The organism is Streptomyces sp. NBC_01260, assembly GCF_036226405.1.
Classification (GTDB): domain Bacteria; phylum Actinomycetota; class Actinomycetes; order Streptomycetales; family Streptomycetaceae; genus Streptomyces; species Streptomyces laculatispora.
Map to the genome: position 1 here is coordinate 5662285 of NZ_CP108464.1, position 22362 is coordinate 5684646.

Genomic DNA, 22362 nt, shown 5'->3' on the forward strand with positions numbered 1-22362 from the left:
CACGGCTTTCTTGTCCAATCCATTGTCCGGGGAGCGGACAGTGCGCGCACAGCACGGCGGGGCGGGAGCTCCACGAGCTCCCGCCCCGCTGTCGTGCAGATCACATGTTCAACGCGGTGCCGCTACGGCGTGACCTTCTCGATCACGACGCTGCCGGTGCCCGCCGCGGTGCCCCGCGCGTTCACCAGCTGGACCTCGCCGAAGAACTGCCGGCCCTCGGGGGCCGCCCCGGCGACCGCGACCTCGGCGCCGACCTGCGCCGATGCACCGGCGGCCAGGTTGACGGCCTTCGACTCGTCGACGGAGATCGTGCCGAGCGACGGCGTGTAGTACACGTCGCGGTAGCCGTACTCGGTGGTCCCGGCCGGGACGTCGTAGCCCTCGACGACGACCGTGTACGTGCCGGCGGTGGGCTTCACCAGACTGACCGCCTCCTCGGAGCCGGCCGTGGTGGAGGAGCCCACCTGGGTGGCGCCCTTGTAGACGTACATGTCGAGGTCGGCGTTGGCGTCCGCGGTGCTTCCGATGGCGACGTCCAGCTTCTCGACGCCCTCACCGATGGTGACCGTGGTGGTCCGGGTGTCGCCGGTGCCGATCGACGGGCGGTCGACCTTGGCCGAGCCCAGCGAGCCGCCCTTGAGCCTGCCTTCCAGGGCGCCCGCGTTGTTGGTGACGGTCCAGTCCACCGTGGCCGGGGTGCCGATCTTCGCCTCGGCGATGGTCTGCACCGCCGGGTCGAAGGTCGCGCCGAGCAGCGAGACATCCAGCTTGTACGGGTTGTCCAGCAGCGGCGACGTACGCCGGGCCTCGACCTCGATCTCCCAGACACCGGCCTGCGGCTTGGCGTACGAGCGCGCGTCGGGGCGGCAGGTGTTGGCCGGGTTCTCGTAGTTCGGGTAGCAGAACGGCGTCCCGCTGTTCTCCACCGCGACCCCGTACGGGTGGATGGAGATGAAGCGGGTCTGGCTGCCCGAGCGCAGGGCGCTCATCGCGACCTCAAGGGTCTTGGCGCCCTCCGGCACGTTCACGAAGTACGACGTGGTGCCGTTGCGCTGCACGGAGCCGGACGCCTTGAACGCGTAGCCCGGCTTCACCAGGTCCTTGGCGACGACGACCGTGGTGAGGATCTGCTGGTCCACACCGGAGGTCTTCGCGTCGTCGAGCTGGAGGATCGCACTGTGCACGCCCGCGCTGCCCGGCTTCGCCTGGACCTTGACCGTCACCGGCTTGCCGAGCGGCAGCGAGACGTCCGGGGAACCGGTCAGCTTGAAGGTGCCGTCGTTGTACTTCCACGACAGCTTGTGCTTGACGTCCTTGTCCGGGCCCGTGGTGCGGGTGACCGTGACGTCGTACGACTTCTTCTGGCCGGCCTTGAGGCCGCCCTCGCGGTCGTACAGGCCGGTACCGAAGCCCGGGGTCTTCAGCGCGAAGTCGATCGCGGTGTCGACCGGGGCCTTGACCTTGTACTCGTGCGCCGGGGCGCCCTGCTTCTGGATCTGCTTCCAGGCGCCGATGATGTCGATCAGACCGGCACCCTGGGCGTGCGCGGGCACTCCCTTGATCTGGGTGGCGGTGCTGGTCAGCGCGGTGCGCAGATCGGCCGGGGGCAGCTCGATGTGCTTCTGCTTCGCGGCGGACAGCAGCAGCGCCGTCGCACCGGCGGCCTGCGGCGAGGCCATCGACGTGCCCTGGAGCATGGAGTAGCCGGCGGGAAGCGAGTAGCCCGACTCCTTGACCGGCGAACCGGGCAGCCAGGTCTGCGTCGAGTTGATCGACGCACCGGGCGCCGTCAGGGTCGGCGTGAAGCCGCCGTCCTCACGCGGACCGCGCGAGGAGAACGGCAGCATGTCGTACTTCTTGGTGACGCCGGAGCCGTAGTTGGCGGCCCAGGTCTCCTTGGAGATGGACGCGCCGACCGAGATGACGTGGTCGGCCAGGCCGGGGTCACCGATGGTGTTGACGCCCGGACCGTCGTTGCCGGCCGAGATGACCAGCTGGACGCCGTAGATGTCGATGAGGCGCTTGTACAGCTCCGCGCGGGCGTTGTTGCCGTCGTTCAGCGGCGGCAGGCCGCCGATCGACATGTTGACGACATCGACACCGCGGTTCACGACGAGGTCGATCATGCCCTCGGTGAGCGCGATGTTGGTGCAGCCGCCGGACCAGGTGCAGGCGCGCGAGGAGACGATCTTCGCGCCGGGCGCGGCACCGTTCATCTTGCCGCCGAACAGGCCGTTCGCGGCGGTGATGCCGGCGACGTGCGTGCCGTGCTCGGACTCGATGACACCGATGCTGACGTAGTCGGAGGTGTCCCCGGCGGCGTTGTAGACGACCTTCTTGCGGGTCTCGACGACGAACGGGATGCGCTCGACGACATCGGTGCGCGGGTCGTCCTTGCCGAAGTAGGAGACCTGGTGCTTCTCCTTGTACGGCTTCAGGACGGCGTCGTCGGAGAAGTCCGCGTTGTTGTTCAGGTCCACCCGGGTGGTGCCGGTGACCGGGTCGTACAGCACGGCCCACACGTCGGTGGTGTCGCCGTCGCGGTTCAGGTCGCCCGCCATGTCGCCGCCCTTGGTGGCGGCCTCGGCGAACAGGCTGATCCTGTACGAGCCCTTGGGCGCGGAGTAGGTGCGGCCCTTGTAGGTGAACGTCGGGCCGGACACGGCGTCCGTCATCCGCAGCCAGGTGCCGTCGCCGTCACTGACCGGGTCGGTGGCCGTCACCCAGTCGGTGATCTTGCGCTCGCCGGTGGTGGTCTTCTGGAGGGCCGGGTGAGCGATGTCGACGCCCGCGTCCAGAACGCCGATGGTCACGCCCCGGCCGTCGGCCTTCGGGTGCTGCTCGACGAAGCTGACCGCGCCCGTCTCGAACGACGGGTTGTACGGGTTCTTCGCCGGCGTCTTCCTGCCGGGCGCCGGGTAGCTGCCCGTCGACTTCGCCTTGGCCTTGGTGCCGGTCGCCCGGTCGGCCGCGGGGGTCGGGTCGTCCAGCATGATCTCCTGCTTGAGATCGATGCCGTGGACGGAGCTCAGCTTCGACGCCGCCTTGATGGTGGCCTCGGCGCTCGCGGTCGGCACGGTCACCCGTACGTACCCGAGCCTGTCGTACGCGCGCCCCAGCACGGAGCCCTTGACGGCGTCCAGTTGCTTGGTGACCTGCTCGGTCGCACCGGGCGCGGTGGCGACCATCATCGTGATGTTCTTCTCGCCCTTGGCCCGTGCCTTGGCGAGCACATCGGCGTCGGCCGTGCCGAGCTTGTCCGCCGTGGCGTTCCCGGCGGCGGCCTTGACGGGGGCGGTTGCCGGGTCGTCGGCGGCGAAGACGGGGGCGACGCCGGTGGCGGCCAGTGCGGCCACCAGGCCGGCGGCGGCCGCGACTCGGGCCGCGCGTCTCGCTCCGGGTATGTAACCGGGGGATTCGGAGGTCATCAGCATCCCTGTATGTGAAAGAGAGAGTCCGGAAATCGGTACCGGATGACCGCTCACCCTTTCGTAAATGACAGGGGTTTGTGGAGAGTTGTGGTGGGAGAGTTGTGTACATGGCGGACTTCCGCCACTGTGGCCGAAGCGTCACGAGGGACGAAACGGTGGATACGAGGTCACTGGGAGTCTCACCGGGGCAGGATCACCACGCACGCGGCCGGCTCGCGCGCGGCCGCCGCCATCAGCGCCGTCCGCACCACGACCGCCTGCTGCTCCAACGCCTCGCGCAGCTTCCTCGGGGAGAGGTGGACGACGGTGACCCCGAGCCGTTCCAGGTGCTCGCGCCGGGCGGCGTACGCGGACCACTCCGCCTCGTGCTCCTCCTGCCGGCGGTCGTCGCCGAGCCGGCTGTACCGCGGGGCCCTGGTGTCCAGTTCGAGGGCGACCGCCTCCTCGGGCCAGTAGGCGTCGACCCCGCCCAGATGCGGGCCGCCGGGCAGTCTCAGGTCCACGTTCCACAGCGGTTCCGGCAGTTCGTACCCCCGCACCAGGTCGTACAGCCGGTCCTCGGCCAGCGCCCGGCCCTCGGCGAGCAGCGAGTCCACCGCGTTCACCACCTGGGGGCGACCCAGCACCTTGGCCCGGTTCAGCTCGCCGACCACGACGGCCGGTTCGCAGTGACCGTCGCGGACCGCCTCGGTGAGCAGCCGGCGTACGGCGAACGCGTCGGCGAGCCCGGCGACCGCATCCGCCAGCGCGCGGGCCACCGGGGCCACCGGCAGCCCGTCCAGCAGCTCGGGCTCCGGCAGCTCGGACGTGCGCACCAGGCGGGCGTACCGGACCGACCGCGGCCGCCGGCCCCGCGGCACCAGCACGTCGATCCGGTCCAGGGAGACGGCGGGCGGCGCGGCGGCGAACCCGTGGAGTGAGAGCGCGGCGAGTCCGGTGACCATCGCCTCGCCGTACGCGGGGTCGGCGCCACCGGTCCGCGCCCCCGCGGCCCGCCGGGCGGAGACCGGTGGCCGTCCCGCGTGCAGCAGGGCGGACCGCAGCCGCTCCCGGCCGCTGAGCGGTCCCGGGTGCAGCACATAGACACCGGGCAGCGGCTGCTGCCACGGACCACCGGTCCGGCACTGCCCGGCGGCCTGCGCGGCGGAGACGCCGCAGGCCTTCAACTGGGCGGCGGAGAGCACGCGTTGCCGCACATCGGAGGTGATTCGGAGAGGGCAGGGGGAGAGCGGGGTGTTCTGGGTCATGCTCCGGGGTATCCCGCGCGCCACCGGGGCCGTAACCCCTGTTACAGGCCCGTCGACATTTCAGGACAACACCGTCCTGAAGTACGGGAGTTCGACAGTCGAAATGGCCCGCCCCGCCAGGGATTGCGAACCGGCCGGAGGGGCGCGCCCACCCTGGGCGAGCGCCTCCCGCCCACGCCCCCGGGACCCGTCCGGCGGTCAGGGATCACACCCCTCGCCGGACGGGCCGGAACAGGCTCAGACCGCCGCCGCCGCGTCACACTCCTGCGCCCGCAGACCCCGGGCGAGGTCGTCCCGCGCCTCCAGCACCAGCCGCCGCAGCGCCGGCGCCGCGTCCGCGTGCGCCGCCAGCCACGCGTCCGCCGCCGCCAGCGTCGAGGCATCGCTCTGGAGGGCCGGGAACAGGCCCTTCACCACGGTCATCCCGATCTGGATCGACCGCTCGGCCCACACCCGCTCGATCGCCTCGAAGTACCTGGCCGCGTACGGCGCCAGCAGCTCCCGCTGCGACGACTGCGCGAAGCCCAGGATGGTGGCCTCCACCAGCGCGTTGGACAGCGCGTCCGACTCCACGACAGCCGCCCACGCCTGCGCCTTGACCGCAGCCGACGGCCGCGAGGCCAGGCACCGCACCTGGTGGCGCTTCCCGGACGCGGTGTCGTCGCGGGCCAGCTCGGCATCGATCGCCGGCTCGTCGGCCGGTCCGTGCGAGGCCAGCGGCGACAGGAACGTCCACCGGAGCTCCTGGTCGACGTCGAGCCCGTCGATCCGGGCCGTTGTGTCGAGCAGCCCGGACAGCAGCTGGAAGTCCGTGTCCGACGCGGCGACCGCCGCGAAGAACCGGGCCCACGCCAGCTGGTGCTCACTGCCCGGCGCCGCGAGCCGCAGCTCGCGCAGCGCGCCCTCGGCCAGCGCCCGGCCGCCCTCCTCGCGCCATGCGGGCGCCGCGTAGTGCACCAGCGCGGTCCGGGTCCAGGCGTGCAGCATCTGCAGGACACCGATGTCCGTCTCCCGGCCGGAGAAGTCCAGGACCAGCGAGACGAAGTCGCGGGTCGGCATCAGGCCGTCCCGGGTCAGGTTCCACAGCGCGGACCAGCACAGCGCCCGCGCGAGCGGGTCCGTGATGTCACCGAGGTGCGAGCGGAGCGTGGCCAGCGACACCTCGTCGAAACGGACCTTGCAGTACGTCAGGTCGTCGTCGTTGACGAGGATCAGCTCGGGCCGTTCGGCCCCGGCCAGCTCCCCGATCACCGTGCGCGGCCCCGCCACGTCCACCTCGGCCCGTGCGTAACGCACCAGGTCGCCGCCGGAGTCGCGCCGGTACAGACCGACCGCGACGCGGTGCGGGCGCAGCTCCGGGTAGGACCGGTCCGCCTCCTGGAGGACGGCCAGTTCGGTGATCCGGTCCGCGGCGTCGTACGTCACCAGCGGGGTCAGCGCGTTGACGCCCGCGGTCTGCAGCCAGGAGCGCGACCAGCCGGTCATGTCCCGCCCGGACGTCTCGGCCAGCACCGACAGCAGGTCGCCCAGCTGGGTGTTGCCGTACGCGTGCTTCTTGAAGTAGCGCCGGGCGCCCTCCATGAACGCGTCCCGGCCCACATAGGCCACCAGCTGCTTGAGCACCGAGGCGCCCTTGGCGTAGGTGATGCCGTCGAAGTTGAGCTTGGCGTCCTCCAGGTCACGGATGTCGGCCGTGACCGGGTGTGTGGACGGCAGCTGGTCGGCGCGGTAGGCCCAGGACTTGCGGTTGTTGGCGAAGGTGATCCAGCCGTCCTCGAACCGGGTCGACTCCACCATGGCGAAGACGCCCATGAAGTCGGCGAACGACTCCTTGAGCCACAGGTCGTCCCACCACTGCATGGTGACGAGGTCGCCGAACCACATGTGCGCCATCTCGTGCAGGATGACGTTGGCCCGGCTCTCGTACGCCGCCTGCGTCACCTTCCCGCGGAAGATGTACTCCTCGCGGAACGTGACGCAGCCCGGGTTCTCCATCGCGCCGAGGTTGTACTCGGGCACGAACGCCTGGTCGTACTTCCCGAACGGGTACGGGTAGTCGAAGTTGTCGTGGAAGAAGTCCAGGCCCTGCTTGGTGATCAGGAAGACGTCGTCGGCGTCGAAGTGCCGGGCGAGCCCCTTGCGGCACAGCGCGCCGAGCGGGATCTCCAGCTTCGTGCCGTCGTCGAAGGTGCGGGTGTAGGAGTCGGTCACGTAGTGGTACGGGCCGGCCACGACCGCGGTGATGTACGTGGAGATCGGCTTCGTCTCGGCGAACCGCCAGACGCCGCCGTCCCGGGACTCCTCGGCGCCGTTGCTCCAGACCGTCCACGCCTCGGGCGCCGTCACCCGGAAGCGGAACGGGGCCTTCAGGTCGGGCTGCTCGAAGTTGGCGAAGACGCGCCGCGAGTCCGCCGGCTCGTACTGCGTGTAGAGGTAGACCTCGCCGTCCTCCGGGTCGACGAAGCGGTGCATCCCCTCGCCGGTCCGGCTGTACGCGCACTGCGCGTCCACCACCAGGACGTGTTCGCCCTCCGGCAGATCCGCCAGCGCCACCCGGGTCCCGTCGAAGACGGCCGCCGGGTCCAGCGCCGTGCCGTTCAGCGTCACCGCGTTCACGGCCGGAGCGATCAGATCGGCGAAGGTCGACGCACCGGCGCGCGCCGTGCGGAACCGGATCGTGGTCACCGAGCGGAACGTCCGCGGACCGGAGTCCGGCCCGCCGTCCCCGCCGGGCTCACCGATGGCGGACCGGACGTCGAGCTCGACGTCGTATCCGTCGACGGTCAGCAGCTCGGCCCGCTCGCGGGCCTCGTCGCGGGACAGGTTTTCACCGGGCACGAGCACACTCCTTTGTGTCACGTTCGAATAGTTTGATCCTCCCACGCCACCTCCCGGCCCGGCACTCGGGAATGGCCGGAGCGTCCTGCGGTGTTCTCGCGCACAGATGGAGATCGGTCCGCTTGAGGAGAGACATGTCTGACAACAGCACGGCCACCCGCAAGATCCCCGCCGATTTCTGGTTCGACCCGCTCTGTCCCTGGGCCTGGATGACCTCCCGCTGGATGCTGGAGGTGGAGAAGGTCCGCGACGTCGAGGTCCGCTGGCACGTGATGAGCCTGGCCGTGCTCAACGAGGACCGGCTGGACGAGCTGCCCGAGGAGTACCGCGACCTGCTGGAGAACAAGGCCTGGGGCCCGGTCCGCGTGGTGATCGCCGCCCAGCAGAAGCACGGCGACGACATCGTCGGACCTCTCTACACGGCGCTCGGCACCCGCTTCCACAACCAGGGCGAGGGCCCGACCCGCGAGGCGATCGCGGGCGCGCTGAAGGACGTCGGCCTGCCGGCCGAGCTCGCGCAGTACGCCGACTCCGACGCGTACGACGCCGAGCTGCGCGCCTCCCACAAGGAGGGCATCGACAAGGTCGGCCAGGACGTCGGCACCCCGGTCATCGCCGTGCCGGGCGCCAACGGCGAGCAGATCGCCTTCTTCGGCCCGGTCGTCACCCCCGCGCCGAAGGGCGAGGAGGCGGCGAAGCTGTGGGACGGCACGCTGCTGGTCGCGTCGATTCCCGGCTTCTACGAGATCAAGCGGACCCGGACGGCGGGGCCCGACTTCACGTGACCACCAGGGTGCGGGCACCGTGCGTCACGGAGCCCGCACCCGGCGCAGCCCCAGTGAACGGAGAACCGCATGAGGGTACGGCCCGGACGCCCGTCCGAAGCCGCGGAACTGACCGGGCTCGCCCTGCGCTCGAAGGGTCACTGGGGCTACGACGAGGCGTTCCTTGCCGCCTGCCGTGACGAACTCACCATGGCCCCCGCCGACATCGACCGCCGCCGGACCGCGGTCGCCGAGGAGGACGGCCGGGTCCTCGGCTTCACCACGCTGGAGGGAGCGCCGCCCGCCGGCGTGCTCGGCATGATGTTCGCCGAGCCGGACGCGCTGGGGCGCGGGGTGGGCCGGCTGCTCTTCGGGCACGTCGTCGCCGAGGCCCGCAGGCTCGGCTTCGCGCGCTTCACGATCGACGCCGATCCGAACGCCGAGGGGTTCTATCGCGCCATGGGAGCCGTCCGTATCGGGGCGACGCCGTCCGGATCGGTCCCGGGCCGCGAGCTGCCGCTGCTGGAGTTCACACTCACGCCACGCTGAACCCTTGCCGCGGGCTCGCACTCTCGTTCATGATCGGCGGCATGTCAGCCGACGTCCCCGCGGACATGACACCGGACCCGGAGCCGGACCCCCGCCTGCCGCGCCAGGTCCGGATCGGACACGGGCTCGGCTCGCCGCGCACCGGCACGTTCGCCGTCCTGCCGGGGCCGGCCCCGCGCCACCACCTCGCCGGCGTCCCGGCCGCCGCGAGCCCGTGGCCGCCGCACCGGTCCCGAGCCCCGCTCCAGGAAGAGCCCGCCCATGCCGACTGACCCCGTACCCGCCGTTCCCGCCGCCGACGTACTCGCCGAACTCGGCGCCCTGCGCGGCGCCGACGCCCCCACCCGGGGCGGCCGGACCTTCGCCTACGTCTACGACGCGGGCCTGGAGGGCCTCGACGAGCTGGCGGCCGCCGCGTACTCGGCGTACGCGACCGTCAACGGCCTGGATCCCACGGTCTTCCCGAGCGTCGCCCGGCTGGAGAACGACGTGGTGGGCGCGGCGGCCGCGCTGCTGGGCGGGTCCGGCGCACAGGGCACGTTCACCAGCGGCGGTACGGAGTCGATCCTGCTGGCGGTGAAGACCGCCCGCGACCACGCGATGGCCGAACGCGGGGTGACCGGGCCCCAGCTGGTCCTGCCGTCCACCGCACACGCGGCCTTCCACAAGGCGGCCGCCTACCTGGGCCTGGAACCGGTCGTGGTGCCCGTCGACCGGTCGACGTACCGGGCCGACGCCACCGCCATGGCCGCCGCGATCACCCCGGACACCGCCCTGGTGGTCGCCTCGGCGCCCTCGTACGCGCACGGGGTGATCGACCCAGTCCCCGAGATCGCCGCGGCCGCCGCCGAACGGGGCGTCCTGTGCCATGTGGACGCCTGCATCGGCGGCTGGCTGCTGCCCCATCTGCGGCGCGCGGGACAGGAGATACCGCCGTTCGACCTCTCCGTCCCCGGCGTCACCTCGCTCTCCGTGGACCTGCACAAGTACGGCTACGCGGACAAGGGCGCCTCCGTGGTGCTCTACCGGGACGCCGGGCTCCGCCGCCACCAGTACTTCGCCCACGCGGGCTGGCCCGGCTACCCGGTCGTCAACCCGACCGTCCAGGGCACCAAGCCGGCAGGGCTGCTGGCGCAGGCGTGGGCGGTACTGCGGTACGTCGGCGAGGACGGCTACACCGCACTGGCCGCCCGGGTGGCCGAGGCCTCCGGCCGGCTGCTCGCGGGGCTGCGCGCGACGGCGGGCGTACGGGTGCTCGGCGATCCCTCGGCCGGACTCGTCGCCTTCACCGTCGTGGACGGCCCGGACGGCGAGCCCGGACTGAGCCTGCTGCTGCACCTCGCGGACGAGATGCGCGAGCGCGGCTGGTACCTCCAGCCGCAGCTCTCCTTCGACGGGCTGCCGCCCAACCTCCACCTCACCCTCACCCCGGCCACGGTCGGCCAGGTGGACGCCCTGCTCACCGACCTCGATACGGCGCTGCACGCGGCCCGCGCCCTGCCCCCGGTCGCGGTGGACCCCGCCCTCGCCGAGCTGGCCGCGGGGCTCGACCCGTCGAAGCTCGGCCCGGACGAGATCGAGGCGGTCCTGGCCTTCGCGGGCCTCACCGGCGACGGCGGCCTGCCGGCCCGGATGGCCCCGGTCCTGATCCTGCTGGACGCCCTGCCCGGCCCGCTGAAGGAACGGCTGCTCGCGGAGTTCGTGGGGTCGGTCTTCCGGATCTGACGGCCGGTTCGGCGACCGGGCCGAGCCGGTCGGCCGGAAGCTCCGGCACGGTCTCCTCCCGCACTTCGCGCACCGCCGCCGGCACATCGCCCTCACCGGCCCCGACCCCGCCGCCGACCGTGAACCACCAGCGTGCCCCCACAGCAACAGCAGCCCTTCCGGCCCTGCTCTCCCGTACGGCTCAGGAGTAGAAGTTCCGCTGCCACCGGTGCTTGGCCAGCACGCCGAGCTGGTCCGCGGTGAGCGGACGCCCGTCGCTGAGCGCGGTGTTGCGCTCCACGTTGCGCACACTGCGCATACCGGGGATGACGGTGGAGACCGCGGGCGAACTCAGCACGAACCGCAGCGCGTACTCCGCGACCGCGTCCTGCTCGATGCCCAGGTCCGCGACGATCGCCGCCACCCGCCGTTCGACCTGGGCCGGTCGGTCGTCGCGGAAGTAACGGTTGCGCCAGTCGCCCTCGGGGAACGTCGTGCCGGCGGTGATCCGGCCGGTCAGCCCGCCCTCGTCCAGGGCCACCCGGACGATGACCCCGACACCGTGCTCCTCGCAGGCCGGCAGCAGTTCGTCGGCCGGTGCCTGGTCGAACACGTTGTAGATGACCTGGACGCTGTCCACCGCACCGCTGCGGACCAGCGCGAGCGCGCTCTCGGGCCGGTGGTCGTTGACGGAGACCCCGAACAGGCGGATCTTCCCCTCCCGCTTCAGCTCGGCGACCGTTTCCAGCCAGTCCCCGCGCCCCACCCACTCGTCGTGCCAGACGTGGAACTGGAGCACGTCGAAGTGGTCCAGGCCGGATGCGCGCAGACTGGTCTCCAGGCTCGTACGGATGTACTCGCCCGGGAACGCCTGCGCCGGGTCCGTGCCGTCCGCCGGGGGCCACACCCCGTTCTTCGGCGGCACCTTGGTCGCGACCAGTACGTCGTCCCCGGCCCGCTCCCGCACGACCTGTCCGACGATGCGCTCGCTCTCGCCGTAGCCGCGCGCCGTGTCGATGAAGTTCACGCCGAGGTCGACGGCCCGGTGGAGGGCGCGTACGGATTCGTCCTCCGTCGCGCCCACCCAGCTGGACTCGCCGATGCCCCACGCGCCGTAGCCGATCTCGGACACCGGCAGTCCGCTGCGTCCCAGCTCGCGGTAGCGCACAATCATCCTCCACGTCATGGTTCCCGTGCCGGCCGGAGCCAGGGCTCCGTACCGGCAAATGACCTTGACGATAGGTGACTTGTGCGTTGAGGTCAGGCGATTTTCGGTGCGTCGGCCCACGGTACGGGCGCGGCGCGCGGCCCGGGGCCGGTGCGCCTACGGGCTGACCAGGCTGTGGACCGTGACCGGGTCGCCGACGCTCACCACGCCCTCGCAGACCACCGCGTTCTTCACGCCGAAGCTGACCCGGTTGCCGTACTCCGCCTCGCGCCGGTACGTCGCCAGGGTCCGGACCGGTTCCGGGCCCCTGCGGCGGCCGGTGCTCTGGTCGACGAGCGGGACGCTGCACCGCATCGCCCTTACCGAGTGGGCGAGTTCGACGGAGCCCAGGGTCATCCGGTGCACCCGGTCCTCGAAGTGCGGTTCGTCCTTGCCGGTCAGGACGATGTTGGGCCGGAAGCGGTCCATCGGGACGGCGTCGGCGTCGCCCCGTGCGGCGATCCGGGCGTTCAGGTCGTCCAGGGAGGCCGTCGAGGTGACCAGCACCGCGTGCGCGTCGGCGAAGTTGACCTTGCCGGGGGTGTCGCCCCAGCCGTCCCGGTCGAAGCCGGGGGCCGCACGCACCAGGCGGGACTTGGCTCCCAGCACGTCGGAGAACCATTCCGCGGCCGTGTCCCCCTGGTCGACGGCCGGGCCGAGGGGGCGGTCGAACATGCTGACGTCGCGGCGCGGGCCGTCCCGGTCGACGTCCAGACGCAGGGGTTCGACGCCCTCGGCGCAGAGCGTCAGCACCGCACCGGACCGCAGGATCCCGACCCTGATCGCGGCCATCGCGGGGTGCGTGCGCTGGCTGCGGAAGGCGCCGTCCGCGGCGTCCACCACCATGAAGGTCCGGTCGTGCTCAAGGCCGGTACCGATGACCTGCGCGGAGCCGGCAGCGGTCCCCGCGCAGCCCTTGACCGGGTAGTACACCAGCTCTCGCACGGTGATCGTCATGATGTCCTCTCCGGAAAACACGCTGGGGCCCCATCATCCCATTCACCTCGCATGAGGTAAGTTCCCTTTAGGAACTTAGTTGGGTCGAGAGGGGAACATGCCATGACGCAGCCGCGGTGGGCCGAGGTCGACGACTACTTCAACGCTCTGCTGGTGGGCTCGGACGAGGCACTGGAAGCGGCGGTGGAGGCCAGCGACAGGGCCGGGCTGCCGGCGATCCAGGTCGCCGCCAACCAGGGGAAGCTGCTGAACCTGCTGGCCCGGCTCCAGGGGGCGCGCACCGTTCTGGAGATCGGCACCCTGGGCGGATACAGCACCATCTGGCTGGCCCGCGCGCTGCCCGAGGGCGGCAGGGTCGTCACACTCGAAGCCGATCCGGAGTGCGCCGAGGTGGCGCGCCGGAACATCGAGCGCGCCGGCCTGGCGGATGTCGTGGAGATCCGGGTCGGCCTGGCCCTCGACACGCTGCCGGAGCTCGCGGAGCAGGGGTACGGGCCGTTCGACGTCGTGTTCATCGATGCCGACAAGCCGAGCAACCCCGACTACCTGGCCTGGTCGCTGAAGCTGACCCGGCCCGGGAGCCTGATCGTCGCCGACAACGTCGTGCGCGACGGAGAGGTGGTCGACGCCGGGAGCAAGGACCCGAAGGTGCAGGGGGTGCGCCGGTTCACCGAACTCGTCGCGGCCGAGCCGACCTTGACCGCGACCGCACTGCAGACCGTAGGCAGCAAGGGGTACGACGGGCTGCTGATGGCCCTCGTCACCGGCTAGGCCCCGGAGCCGGGTTGATACGATCACGCCTTCCCGGCCATCACCTCGTGGAGAGACCATTGCAGCGCCCCCTTGTCCCGCTTGTTGTCGCCGCGGCACTGCTATGCGCTGGATGCTCCGGGGAATCGGGATCGGGATCGCGATCGGCGCGAGAGGCGGAGAAGCCCGGGAAAGCCTCCCAGTCCCACTCGGCGGCGGACCACGGGGCAGCGGTACGGGCCGCGGTGGCCGCGACGAAAAGGAGCAGCGCCCGGATCGATGAGCAGATCGAGATAGGGGACGGCACCACCAACTACGTCGTCTCGATCAAGGGTGACTTCGACTGGGCGGGCGCCAGGGGGCGCCTCGGGGTTGCCCTCCACAATGCGGCGACTCCTCGGAAGACGTCGCCCCGCATGGAGGAGATCTTCGACGGCGAGACGGTCTACATGGGTGGATTCGCCGAGATGGAAGGCTCCTGGGGATCGATTCGCCGGGACAAGGCCGAGGCTCATTACGTGCTGCGGGCACCGATGAACGACCCCGAACACGTCTTGCGCCAGGTGGCGCAGATGCGCCAGACCTCGAAGGTCGGCGAGGAGACAGTGAGCGGCACGCCCGCAGTTCACTACCGCGGTGTGCTCACCGATGAGACGGTCACGCTGCGGATGGCGAAGGACATGCGGGCCAAGATCGGCACCATGCGAGAACAGGTTGGTGGGATCACCGTGTACGCGGATGCCTGGGTCGACCGGAACGGGCGGATCGTGCGCACCAGGCTCGACTGGCCCATGGGAGCGGCGGGCGCCAGGGCGACGATGGATCTGGCGGACCACGGGAAGGCGGTGCGGGTGAATGCTCCGGACCCCGGCAAGGTCGTCCTCATGCCGGCTGTCGGCGGCCCGCTGCCCGGCTGACCTGCCCCCTGCCGCGCAACATGACAGAAGGGCCCTCGCCTGTCTCGTTCAGGCGGGGGCCCTTCTTCCATCCGCATGCCCGGTGAGGGTTGAGGGGACGATCACGAGGCAGGACGTTCATGTGCCTCCCGGCCAGGGGGCGAGCAGCAGTACGTCGGCGCGCTCCTCGGCGGCCGCGCAACGCTTCGCCGGTTCACCGAACTCGTCGCGGCCGAGCCGAGGTTGACCTCGACCGTGCTGCAGACCGTGGGGGCATGGGACACGACGGGCTGATGATCGCCCTGGTCTGTGGCTGACACCTGCATGGGATGCTCGCGATGATCAAGGCAAGCGGTCTCTCCGGCGGCGGCGAAGTGTCGGTGCACGTACCGGAGAGGGGGGCCCGTGCCCCGGGGTATCGACTTCAGTTTCGGCGACGCCCCGGTGCTGCTCGAACTCGACGACTACGACGAGCCGGTGCGGGTGAAGCAGCCCAGCCGTGCGGACATCGTTCGCGCCGAAGAGGTGCAGGGGCTGGACCTGACCTCCGGCTGACTGCCGGCCGGCACAGCGCTCCGGGACAAGGCCGAAAGGGCTTTTCTCCGCCTCGGGGCGAGCCCCTGCCTGCTCGCCCCGAGCTGGACAGCGTTCGGCGTCGGGAGAGGAAAACGTTCGACAGGTGGGGCGGGGGCGGTGATGATCGGATGCATGAGTTTGCGCATAAGTGACCCGGTTCGTATCGGCACGGAACAGGTGGCGGGAGGGCGGCTGCTGGGCTGGGCCGAGTGGGGGCCGCTGGACGGGGTGCCGGTGCTGTTGTCGCCCGGTGCGGCTACCAGCAGGCATCTCGGGTTCGGTGCCGATGTGCTGGACGGGCTCGGTGTGCGGCTGATCTCCGTCGACCGCCCCGGTCTGGGGGTCTCCTCGCCTGCGCCGGGGCGTACGTTCGGTGACTCCGTCGGCGACGTCCGCGCGTTCGCCGCCCTGCGTGGCCTGGAGCGGCCCCTGATGGTCGGCAACTCGCAGGGGGCGCCCTTCGCCCTCGCCTGTGCCGCTGCCGGAGTGGTCGGCGCGCTCGCGGTGGTCTCCGGCGCGGACGAGGTCGCCGCACCTCGGTTCGCCGACGCGCTTCCGGACGAACTGCGGCACCTCGTCGAACTGGCGGTGTCCGACCCGGCCGCCGCAGAGAAGCTCTTTGCCGGGTTCACCCCGCAGGTGATGTGGGACATGGTCATGTCCGGCAGCCCGGAGTGCGACCTCGCCGTCTATCGACAGCCCGCGTTCGCGGCCGCCTACCGGCGCGCGCTCGACGAAGCCTTCGCGCAGGGGGCCGACGGCTATGCCCGGGACACCGTTCTGGCCATGGGGCACTGGGGCATCGAACTCTCGGACATCGACGTACCGGTGGACCTCTGGTACGGGGAGAAGGACACCGGCCACTCGCCCGACCAGGGGGCCGGTCTGACCTCGCGCATCCCCCGGGCGGTCCGGCACCTGGTGCCGGATGCCGGCGGGGCGGTGCTCTGGACACACGCCGAGCAGGTGCTGAGCACCCTGCTGAAGCACACCCCTGCCTCCTGACCCCTACCCCTGGCGCGGAACGTGACAGAAGGACCCCCGCCTGTCACGTCCAGGCGAGGGTCCCCCCTTCATCCGCCTGCCCGGTGAAGGTTGAGAAGACGATCACGAGGCAGGACGTTCAAGCGTGCCTCCCGGTCAGGGGGCGAGCAGCAGCACGTCGGCGCGCTCCTTGGCGGCCGCGTACCGCTTCGCCACGTCCTGCCAGTTGACGACGCGCCACATCGCCTCGATGAAGTCGACCTTCTGGTTCTTGTACTGGAGGTAGAAGGCGTGCTCCCAGGCGTCGAAGACCAGGACCGGGACGGAGCCCTGGCCGACATTGCCCTGGTGGTCGTAGACCTGCTCGACGATCAGCCTGCCGCTGACCGGCTCGTACGCGAGGACGCCCCAGCCGGAGCCCTGCGTGGTGGCCGCGGCCTTCGTCAGCTGGGACTTGAAGCCCGCGAAGGAGCCGAAGGATTCGGTGATCGCGTCCGCGAGGCCGCCGACACCGTCCGCGGCGAGGGGCTCGCCGCCGCCGTCACCGGTCATGTTGTGCCAGTAGATCGAGTGCAGGATGTGGCCGGAGAGGTGGAACGCGAGGTTCTTCTGGAGCCCGTTGATCGCTCCCCAGGCCTCCTTGTCGCGCGCCTCCTCCAGCTGCTCCAGGGTGTCGTTCGCGCCCTTCACGTACGCGGCGTGGTGCTTGTCGTGGTGGAGCTCGACGATCTGCGGATTGATGACCGGTTCGAGCGCCGCGTAGTCGTACGGGAGTTCCGGGAGCGTGTACGTGGCCATGATTCGAACCCTCCAGCTGCTGTCCTGTTGTTATTGCAATCTATATGCAAGAGCAGGCTAACAGCAGCAGTGGCTGAGGGGAGATCAGTCCTTCGGCGTAGGACTCCGGCCCTCCCCCGTCCGCGCGGCCCGACCTCCCCGGCCCGTACCCGGCGCCCCCTCATCCGCAGCAGTCCGCGGGCTTCGGTCCGCCGGCGGCCCTCAGGCCCCCGCACCCGCGGAGCGCCGCTGCCGCAGGACGCCGATGACGATCAGTACCGCCGTCAGCGCGCCCGTCGCCAGCAGCTGGTCGCGGGTGTCGGGCTGGCGGAGCATCAGGAAGAAGATGCCGACCATGGCCACCAGGGCCACCACCGTCAGGACCGGGAACAGCCACATCCGGACCACCAGCTTCTGCGGCTCCTCGCGCTCCAGCCGGGCGCGCAGGATCAGCTGGGAGACGGCGATGAAGATCCAGACGACCAGGATCACCGCGCCGGTCATGTTGAGCAGCCAGGGGAAGACGTCGTCCGGACGCCAGTAGCTCAGCAGCACGCACAGGAACCCGAACACGGACGAGACCAGGACCGCGCGGCGCGGCACGCCGGACGAGACCCTGCCGAGCCGCTTCGGGCCCTGGCCGCGGGCGACCAGGGAGCAGGCCATGCGCGAGGCACCGTAGATGTTGGCGTTCATCGCGGAGAGCAGCGCCACCAGGATGACCACGTTCATGATCTCCGCGGCGCCGCTGATGCCGAGGTGGTCCAGGGCCGCGTAGAAGGGGCCGACCGACACGACCTTCGGGTCGTCCCACGGGACCAGCGTGACGATGACCGCCATCGAGCCGACGTAGAAGAGCGCGATCCGCCACATCGCCGTCCGCACGGCCTTCGCGACACCGCGCACCGGGTTCTCGGACTCGGCCGCGGCGATGGTGACGGTCTCCAGACCGCCGTACGCGAAGACGGAGGCGAGCAGCCCGATGACCAGCCCCTCGGAGCCGTTCGGCATGAAGCCGCCCTCACCGCTGAGGTTGGCGGTGCCGGGGGCGTCCGTGTCCGGGAGCACGCCGAGGACCGCCAGCACGCCCAGCACCAGGAACAGCGTGATCGCGACGACCTTGAGCGCGGCGAACCAGAACTCGAACTCGCCGAACTTCGTCACCGAGGCCAGGTTCGTCCCCAGGAACACCACCATGAACAGCGCCACCCAGGCCCACTCCGGAGTCCCGGGCAGCCAGCCGGTGACGATCTTCGCCGCCCCGATCCCTTCGAGGCCGACGGCGACGCAGAGCAGCACCCAGAACGCCCAGCCCGCCGTGAACCCCGCCCACGGGCCGATCGCCCGCTCGGCGTGCACGGAGAAGGAGCCGGACGCCGGATTGGCCGCCGACATCTCGCCGAGCATCCGCATCACGAGCATGACCAGCAGCCCGGAGCAGGCGTACGCGATGACGATGGAGGGGCCCGCCGCGGCGATTCCCGCGCCGGAGCCGACGAACAGCCCGGCGCCGATGACACCGCCGAGGGCGATCATCGACAGATGGCGCTGCTTGAGTCCGTGGGTGAGGGCCGAGTCGGTCCCGTTGGCGGAGGTGACGGCCGGGGTGCCGGTGGGGGGAGGCACGGAGGTCCGAGGCATGGACGAACTCTGTTCGCTCGGTGAGATGGGGGGACGTGTCCCAGTCTGGACGCGCGCACCGTTCAGGCGGAACGGATGTCCGCTATACGGGCACCATGCTCACACAAGGTGCACATCCCGCTGCTCGGAGCGGGGCGCCGCAGGGGCGCCGCCAAGGCTCTTCCGGAGCCCTTGCCGCGACTCTGCCGCGACTCCGCCGCGGTCCTGCTGTGACCCTGACGCGGTCCGGTCGCCGTCCGGTCGCCGTCCGGTCGTTTAGAGGGAGTCAACAGTCGGCTCCCGGTGCCCTTCCCGGTCAGCAGGTGGTTGATCCGCTCCCACCTCAGTGATGAGCATCACGTCCAGGGGTGATTGTGTGCCGCTCTTTGTGCGAATCCCACCAATCCCTCAACCGCCGCTTTGTGGGCCGCTGATGGTGATCGGGTGTGGCTGCGTCGGATAGCGTCGGGCTCAGCCCTGTCCCCACCTGCCCTCACCTCGCGGAGTCCCGATGAGTACTGCTGCCGCCGCCCCCGTCCGTACCGGAGCGGTCCTCGCCGACCTGCTGCCCGCCGCCCGGCACCGCTACGCCGTGGACACCGCCCTGGTGCTCGGCGGCGCCGCGCTCACCGGCATAGCCGCCCAGATCGCCGTGCCGGTCCCCGGCTCCCCGGTCCCGGTCACCGGTCAGACCTTCGCCGCGCTCCTGGTCGGCACCGCGCTCGGCGCCCGCCGCGGCTTCCTGGCCCTCGCCGTGTACGCGCTCGTCGGCATGGCGGGCATGCCGTGGTTCTCGGCCGGCAGTTCCGGTGCCGGCGGTGCCTCGTTCGGCTATGTGCTCGGCATGCTGCTCGCCGCGACCGTGGTCGGCGGCCTCGCCCGCCGCGGCGGCGACCGTTCGGTGCTGCGTACGGCGGGCACCATGGTGCTCGGTTCGGCGCTCATCTACGCGGTCGGCGTGCCCTATCTGGCGCTGTCCACCGGCATGTCGGCGAGCGCCGCGATCGCGGCCGGCCTGACGCCGTTCCTGCTCGGCGACGCGCTGAAGGCGGCGCTCGCGATGGGCGCGCTGCCCGCGTCCTGGAAGCTCATCGGGCGTCGCGGCTGATGCCGTAACTCCCTCCGAAGAGGCTCGCCGGGTCGTACTGCGACACCAGACCGGCGAGCCTCTTGTGCGTCCGCGGGTCGTGGAAGCCGTCGGTGCGGTCCCCGCCGCCGAAGGAGAAGTTCAGCGAACGGCCCACGACGAGCGGGGCGACGGCCCGGGCCACCTCTTCGTACAGGGCCCGGACGGAGGTCACGTCCGTACCGTCGAGCGGTGACAGCAGCCGCAGCAGGAATCCGGCCTCGCGGAACGGCACCGCGTTCTCCGCGGCCGGCCCGGTGGCCAGTGCGCCGCCCAGGTGGTTGAGCTGGACCACGGTCATCATCGGGGCCTTCCGGCCGGTCAGCTCCAGCACCCGCGCCGCGCGTTCGGGGTCCAGTCCGCTCAGCATCAGCCCGTCCCCGTAGTACGCGTGCGGAAACGGCGGGTCGTTGTGGATGGTGTGGCTGTCGGTGTACGGCATCTCCCGCAGCGAGTCCGCCGACGCGGGCCCGATCGCCCGCAGGGGCACGACGAGGCGTTCGCCCTCGGCCGCGCTGCCGGTGTACGCGACCCGTACGGAGATGACGTACCGGCCCCGCATCGGCTCCGGCATCTGCGGCACGTCCGGGTACACGAGTGCGGCCACCGACGACGTCAGCGCGTCGGGCACGGTCCGGGTCCACTCCAGATAGCGCCGGAGCACCCGCGCACCGGTCTCGCCGTCCCCGTCGAAGGCGAGCGAGCCGCCGTACAGCCGGGCCACCGGGGCGAGGCCGGTCTCCAGCCCCGTCACCACGCCCAGCCGGTGCCCGCCGCCGCGCAGCCCCCAGAACAGCTCGGGCTCGTCCTGCGGGGTGACATGGCGCGGCACCCCGTCGCCCGTCACCACATCGAGTGAGCGCACATGGTCGGCGGCGTACCCGAACTCCCGGGCCAGGATGCCCAGCCCGCCGCCCAGCGTGTAGGAGACGGCGCCCACCCCGGGGGCGGAGCCGTTCAGCGGGGCGAGCCCGTGCGGTGCCGCCGCCTCGACCACCTGCCCCCAGGTGGTGCCCGCCCCGACGGCGGCGGTGCGGCGCACCGGGTCGATCCGTACGGAGTCCATCCGGGCGGTACTGATCAGGACCCCGCCCTCGACGGCGCCCGGCAGGCCGTGCCCGGTGGCGTGGACGGCGACCCGGAGCCCGCCCGCGGCGGCGCGTGCCACGGCGTCACGTACGTCATCGGCCCCGGCGGCCTCGACGACGAGGTCCGGGCGGATCGTGAAACCGGTCTGGAATCCGGACGGGAATCCGGACCGGGAACCGGCAGGGGCGGCAGTCATGGCGGAGGCTCTCCAGTCGCTCGCTCGATGGGCTGACGAAGGAGAGCCTCCCCGGTATACCTGACAGGGACCGTCAGGTATGGGTGATCAGCTGTCGACGGTCCCGGCCGGGACGTCGCCGCGGGGCCGGCGCGCCTCACGCACCAAGGAGAAGGCCACCACCAGGACCGCGACCAGCAGCGAGAGCAGCACCTGCTCGCGTCCCGCGTCATCGGTCAGCATGTAGACCAGCACGAACGAGATCATCGCGATGGTCGCCCAGGTCAGGTACGGGAAGAGCCACATCCGCACGACGAGCTTCTCGGGCGACTCGCGCAGGATGATGCCGCGCATCCGCAGCTGGGTGAAGCAGATGACCAGCCAGACGAACAGGGCGACCGCACCGGAGGAGTTCAGCAGGAACGCGAAGACGGTGTCCGGCCATTGGTAGTTGAAGAAGACGGCGACGAACCCGAAGACGACCGAGGACAGGATGGCCGCCTGCGGCACGCCCCGCTTGTTGGTCCGGGCGAATGCCTTCGGGGCGTCACCGCGGCCGCCGAGCGAGAAGGCCATCCGCGAGGCCGTGTAGAGGCCGGAGTTGAGACAGGACAGCACGGCCGTCAGCACGATGACGTCCATCACCTGGCCGGCGTGCGGGATGCCGATCGAGTCGAGCGCGGCGACGTAGCTGCCCTTCTCCATGATCGAGGCGTCGTTCCACGGCAGCAGGGTCAGCACGACGAAGATCGAGCCCAGGTAGAAGACGGCGATCCGCCAGATCACGCTGTTGGTGGCCTTCTGGACGGCGCGCTGCGGGTTCTCCGACTCGCCGGCCGCCAGCGTCACGATCTCACTGCCCATGAAGGAGAAGACCACCATCAGCACCCCGGTGAGGATGGCGCCCGGCCCCTTGGGGAAGAAACCGCCGGTGTCGGTGAGATGGGCCAGCCCCGAGCCGGCGTTGTCCGAGCCCGGCAGTACGCCGAAGACGGCGAGCAGGCCGACGATCACGAAGGCGCCGATCGCGACCACCTTGATCCCGGCGAACCAGAACTCGAACTCGCCGTACGAACCGACCGAGACCAGGTTCGTCGCTGTCAGCACCAGCATCACGATCAGCGCCCAGGCCCACTGCGGGACGCCCGGCACCCAGTTCTCCAGGATCTTGGCACCCGCCGTGGCCTCTACGGCGAGCACCACGACCCAGAAGAACCAGTAGAGCCAGCCGATCGAGAAACCGGCCCAGCGGCCCAGCGCCTGGTCGGCGTAGGCGGAGAAGGAGCCCGACGCCGGTCGCGCGGCGGCCATCTCCCCGAGCATCCGCATCACGAAGACGACCATCAGGCCGACCAGCGCGTACGACAGCAGGATGGCCGGTCCGGCGGCGGCGATCCCCGCGCTCGAACCCACGAAGAGGCCCGCGCCGATCACCCCGCCGATCGCGATCATCGAGAGGTGACGGTTCTTGAGACCGGCCTGGAGCCCGTCCTCGGGGCCCTTGCGGTCCGAACGGTCCGGCCCCTCGGGCTGCCGGCCCGGTCCGGCCAGAGTCGTCTGCGACGTCATGGATCGAATCCTCACGTTTTCGGATCACTCGGTTGCGTGCCCGCCGCGGCACGGTGGTGAGCGGCGAGCGTTGCATTCAAGCCCGGCGGACCCTGAAAGCGGA

Annotated in this window: 18 protein-coding genes and 1 pseudogene; 9 read left to right on the forward strand and 10 right to left on the reverse strand. The window is 71.0% G+C overall.

Annotation, left to right across the window (positions count from 1 at the left end):
* Positions 1–122 precede the first annotated feature (122 nt).
* The 3 genes from OG322_RS25135 to pepN form a co-directional block, all read right to left on the reverse strand.
* On the reverse strand, positions 123–3434 hold the full coding sequence (locus OG322_RS25135; protein ID WP_329306964.1) for a S8 family serine peptidase: 3312 nt from the start codon (positions 3432–3434) through the stop codon (positions 123–125).
* A gap of 176 nt (positions 3435–3610) precedes the next feature.
* The gene (locus OG322_RS25140) at positions 3611–4678 is read right to left on the reverse strand and encodes a hypothetical protein (protein WP_329306965.1); all 1068 of its coding nucleotides are present in this window, start codon (positions 4676–4678) and stop codon (positions 3611–3613) included.
* A 237-nt stretch (positions 4679–4915) separates the two neighbouring features.
* The gene (pepN, locus tag OG322_RS25145) at positions 4916–7516 is read right to left on the reverse strand and encodes an aminopeptidase N (protein WP_266412010.1); all 2601 of its coding nucleotides are present in this window, start codon (positions 7514–7516) and stop codon (positions 4916–4918) included.
* 134 nt (positions 7517–7650) lie between these two features.
* Here pepN and OG322_RS25150 point away from each other — a divergent pair, with 134 nt between their 5' ends.
* From OG322_RS25150 to OG322_RS25165, 4 genes are all read left to right on the forward strand, one after another.
* The gene (locus OG322_RS25150; protein ID WP_123471073.1) at positions 7651–8301 is read left to right on the forward strand and encodes a mycothiol-dependent nitroreductase Rv2466c family protein; all 651 of its coding nucleotides are present in this window, start codon (positions 7651–7653) and stop codon (positions 8299–8301) included.
* Positions 8302–8370: 69 nt separating this feature from the next.
* On the forward strand, positions 8371–8829 hold the full coding sequence (locus tag OG322_RS25155) for a GNAT family N-acetyltransferase (RefSeq protein ID WP_123471070.1): 459 nt from the start codon (positions 8371–8373) through the stop codon (positions 8827–8829).
* 41 nt (positions 8830–8870) lie between these two features.
* Positions 8871–9101, forward strand: a complete 231-nt coding sequence (locus tag OG322_RS25160) for a hypothetical protein (protein ID WP_164494298.1) — start codon at positions 8871–8873, stop codon at positions 9099–9101.
* Positions 9091–10554, forward strand: a complete 1464-nt coding sequence (locus tag OG322_RS25165) for a pyridoxal phosphate-dependent decarboxylase family protein (RefSeq protein WP_123471064.1) — start codon at positions 9091–9093, stop codon at positions 10552–10554. Before OG322_RS25160 ends, OG322_RS25165 begins: the two co-directional genes overlap by 11 nt.
* A 25-nt stretch (positions 10555–10579) precedes the next feature.
* On the opposite strand, the pseudogene OG322_RS25170 reads toward OG322_RS25165, so the two are convergent.
* The 3 genes and pseudogenes from OG322_RS25170 to OG322_RS25180 all read right to left on the reverse strand — a co-directional run.
* A pseudogene (locus tag OG322_RS25170) lies at positions 10580–10696 on the reverse strand (NUDIX domain-containing protein); the annotation flags it as partial.
* A gap of 39 nt (positions 10697–10735) precedes the next feature.
* Complete coding sequence (locus OG322_RS25175) at positions 10736–11701, reverse strand: aldo/keto reductase (RefSeq protein WP_123471493.1); 966 nt, start codon at positions 11699–11701, stop codon at positions 10736–10738.
* 156 nt (positions 11702–11857) lie between these two features.
* Positions 11858–12697, reverse strand: a complete 840-nt coding sequence (locus tag OG322_RS25180) for an MOSC domain-containing protein (RefSeq protein ID WP_329306966.1) — start codon at positions 12695–12697, stop codon at positions 11858–11860.
* A 102-nt stretch (positions 12698–12799) separates the two neighbouring features.
* Between OG322_RS25180 and OG322_RS25185 the strand changes: the two genes are divergently transcribed.
* The 4 genes from OG322_RS25185 (at position 12800) to OG322_RS25200 (ending at position 15924) form a co-directional block, all read left to right on the forward strand.
* Positions 12800–13468: an O-methyltransferase gene (locus OG322_RS25185; RefSeq protein WP_123471059.1), complete on the forward strand. Its 669-nt coding sequence runs from the start codon at positions 12800–12802 to the stop codon at positions 13466–13468.
* Positions 13469–13692: 224 nt separating this feature from the next.
* Positions 13693–14364, forward strand: a complete 672-nt coding sequence (locus tag OG322_RS25190; protein ID WP_123471057.1) for a hypothetical protein — start codon at positions 13693–13695, stop codon at positions 14362–14364.
* Between the two features lie 384 nt (positions 14365–14748).
* Positions 14749–14898: a hypothetical protein gene (locus OG322_RS25195; RefSeq protein WP_164494320.1), complete on the forward strand. Its 150-nt coding sequence runs from the start codon at positions 14749–14751 to the stop codon at positions 14896–14898.
* Positions 14899–15051: 153 nt separating this feature from the next.
* Positions 15052–15924, forward strand: coding sequence for an alpha/beta fold hydrolase (locus OG322_RS25200; protein ID WP_206432309.1), 873 nt, complete (start codon positions 15052–15054; stop codon positions 15922–15924).
* A gap of 135 nt (positions 15925–16059) precedes the next feature.
* Here OG322_RS25200 and OG322_RS25205 read toward each other — a convergent pair whose 3' ends face one another.
* Both OG322_RS25205 and OG322_RS25210 read right to left on the reverse strand, forming a co-directional pair.
* Complete coding sequence (locus OG322_RS25205) at positions 16060–16701, reverse strand: superoxide dismutase (protein ID WP_123471054.1); 642 nt, start codon at positions 16699–16701, stop codon at positions 16060–16062.
* A 201-nt stretch (positions 16702–16902) separates the two neighbouring features.
* Positions 16903–18321, reverse strand: coding sequence for an amino acid permease (locus tag OG322_RS25210; RefSeq protein WP_124283999.1), 1419 nt, complete (start codon positions 18319–18321; stop codon positions 16903–16905).
* Between the two features lie 490 nt (positions 18322–18811).
* Here OG322_RS25210 and OG322_RS25215 point away from each other — a divergent pair, with 490 nt between their 5' ends.
* Complete coding sequence (locus OG322_RS25215; RefSeq protein WP_123471049.1) at positions 18812–19408, forward strand: biotin transporter BioY; 597 nt, start codon at positions 18812–18814, stop codon at positions 19406–19408.
* On the opposite strand, the gene OG322_RS25220 is transcribed toward OG322_RS25215, so the two are convergent.
* Positions 19389–20711 (reverse strand): FAD-binding oxidoreductase, encoded by a 1323-nt coding sequence (locus OG322_RS25220; RefSeq protein WP_329306967.1) that lies wholly within the window; start codon positions 20709–20711, stop codon positions 19389–19391. The genes OG322_RS25215 and OG322_RS25220 overlap by 20 nt on opposite strands.
* An 87-nt stretch (positions 20712–20798) precedes the next feature.
* Positions 20799–22259, reverse strand: a complete 1461-nt coding sequence (locus OG322_RS25225; protein WP_124283997.1) for an amino acid permease — start codon at positions 22257–22259, stop codon at positions 20799–20801.
* Positions 22260–22362 lie beyond the last annotated feature (103 nt).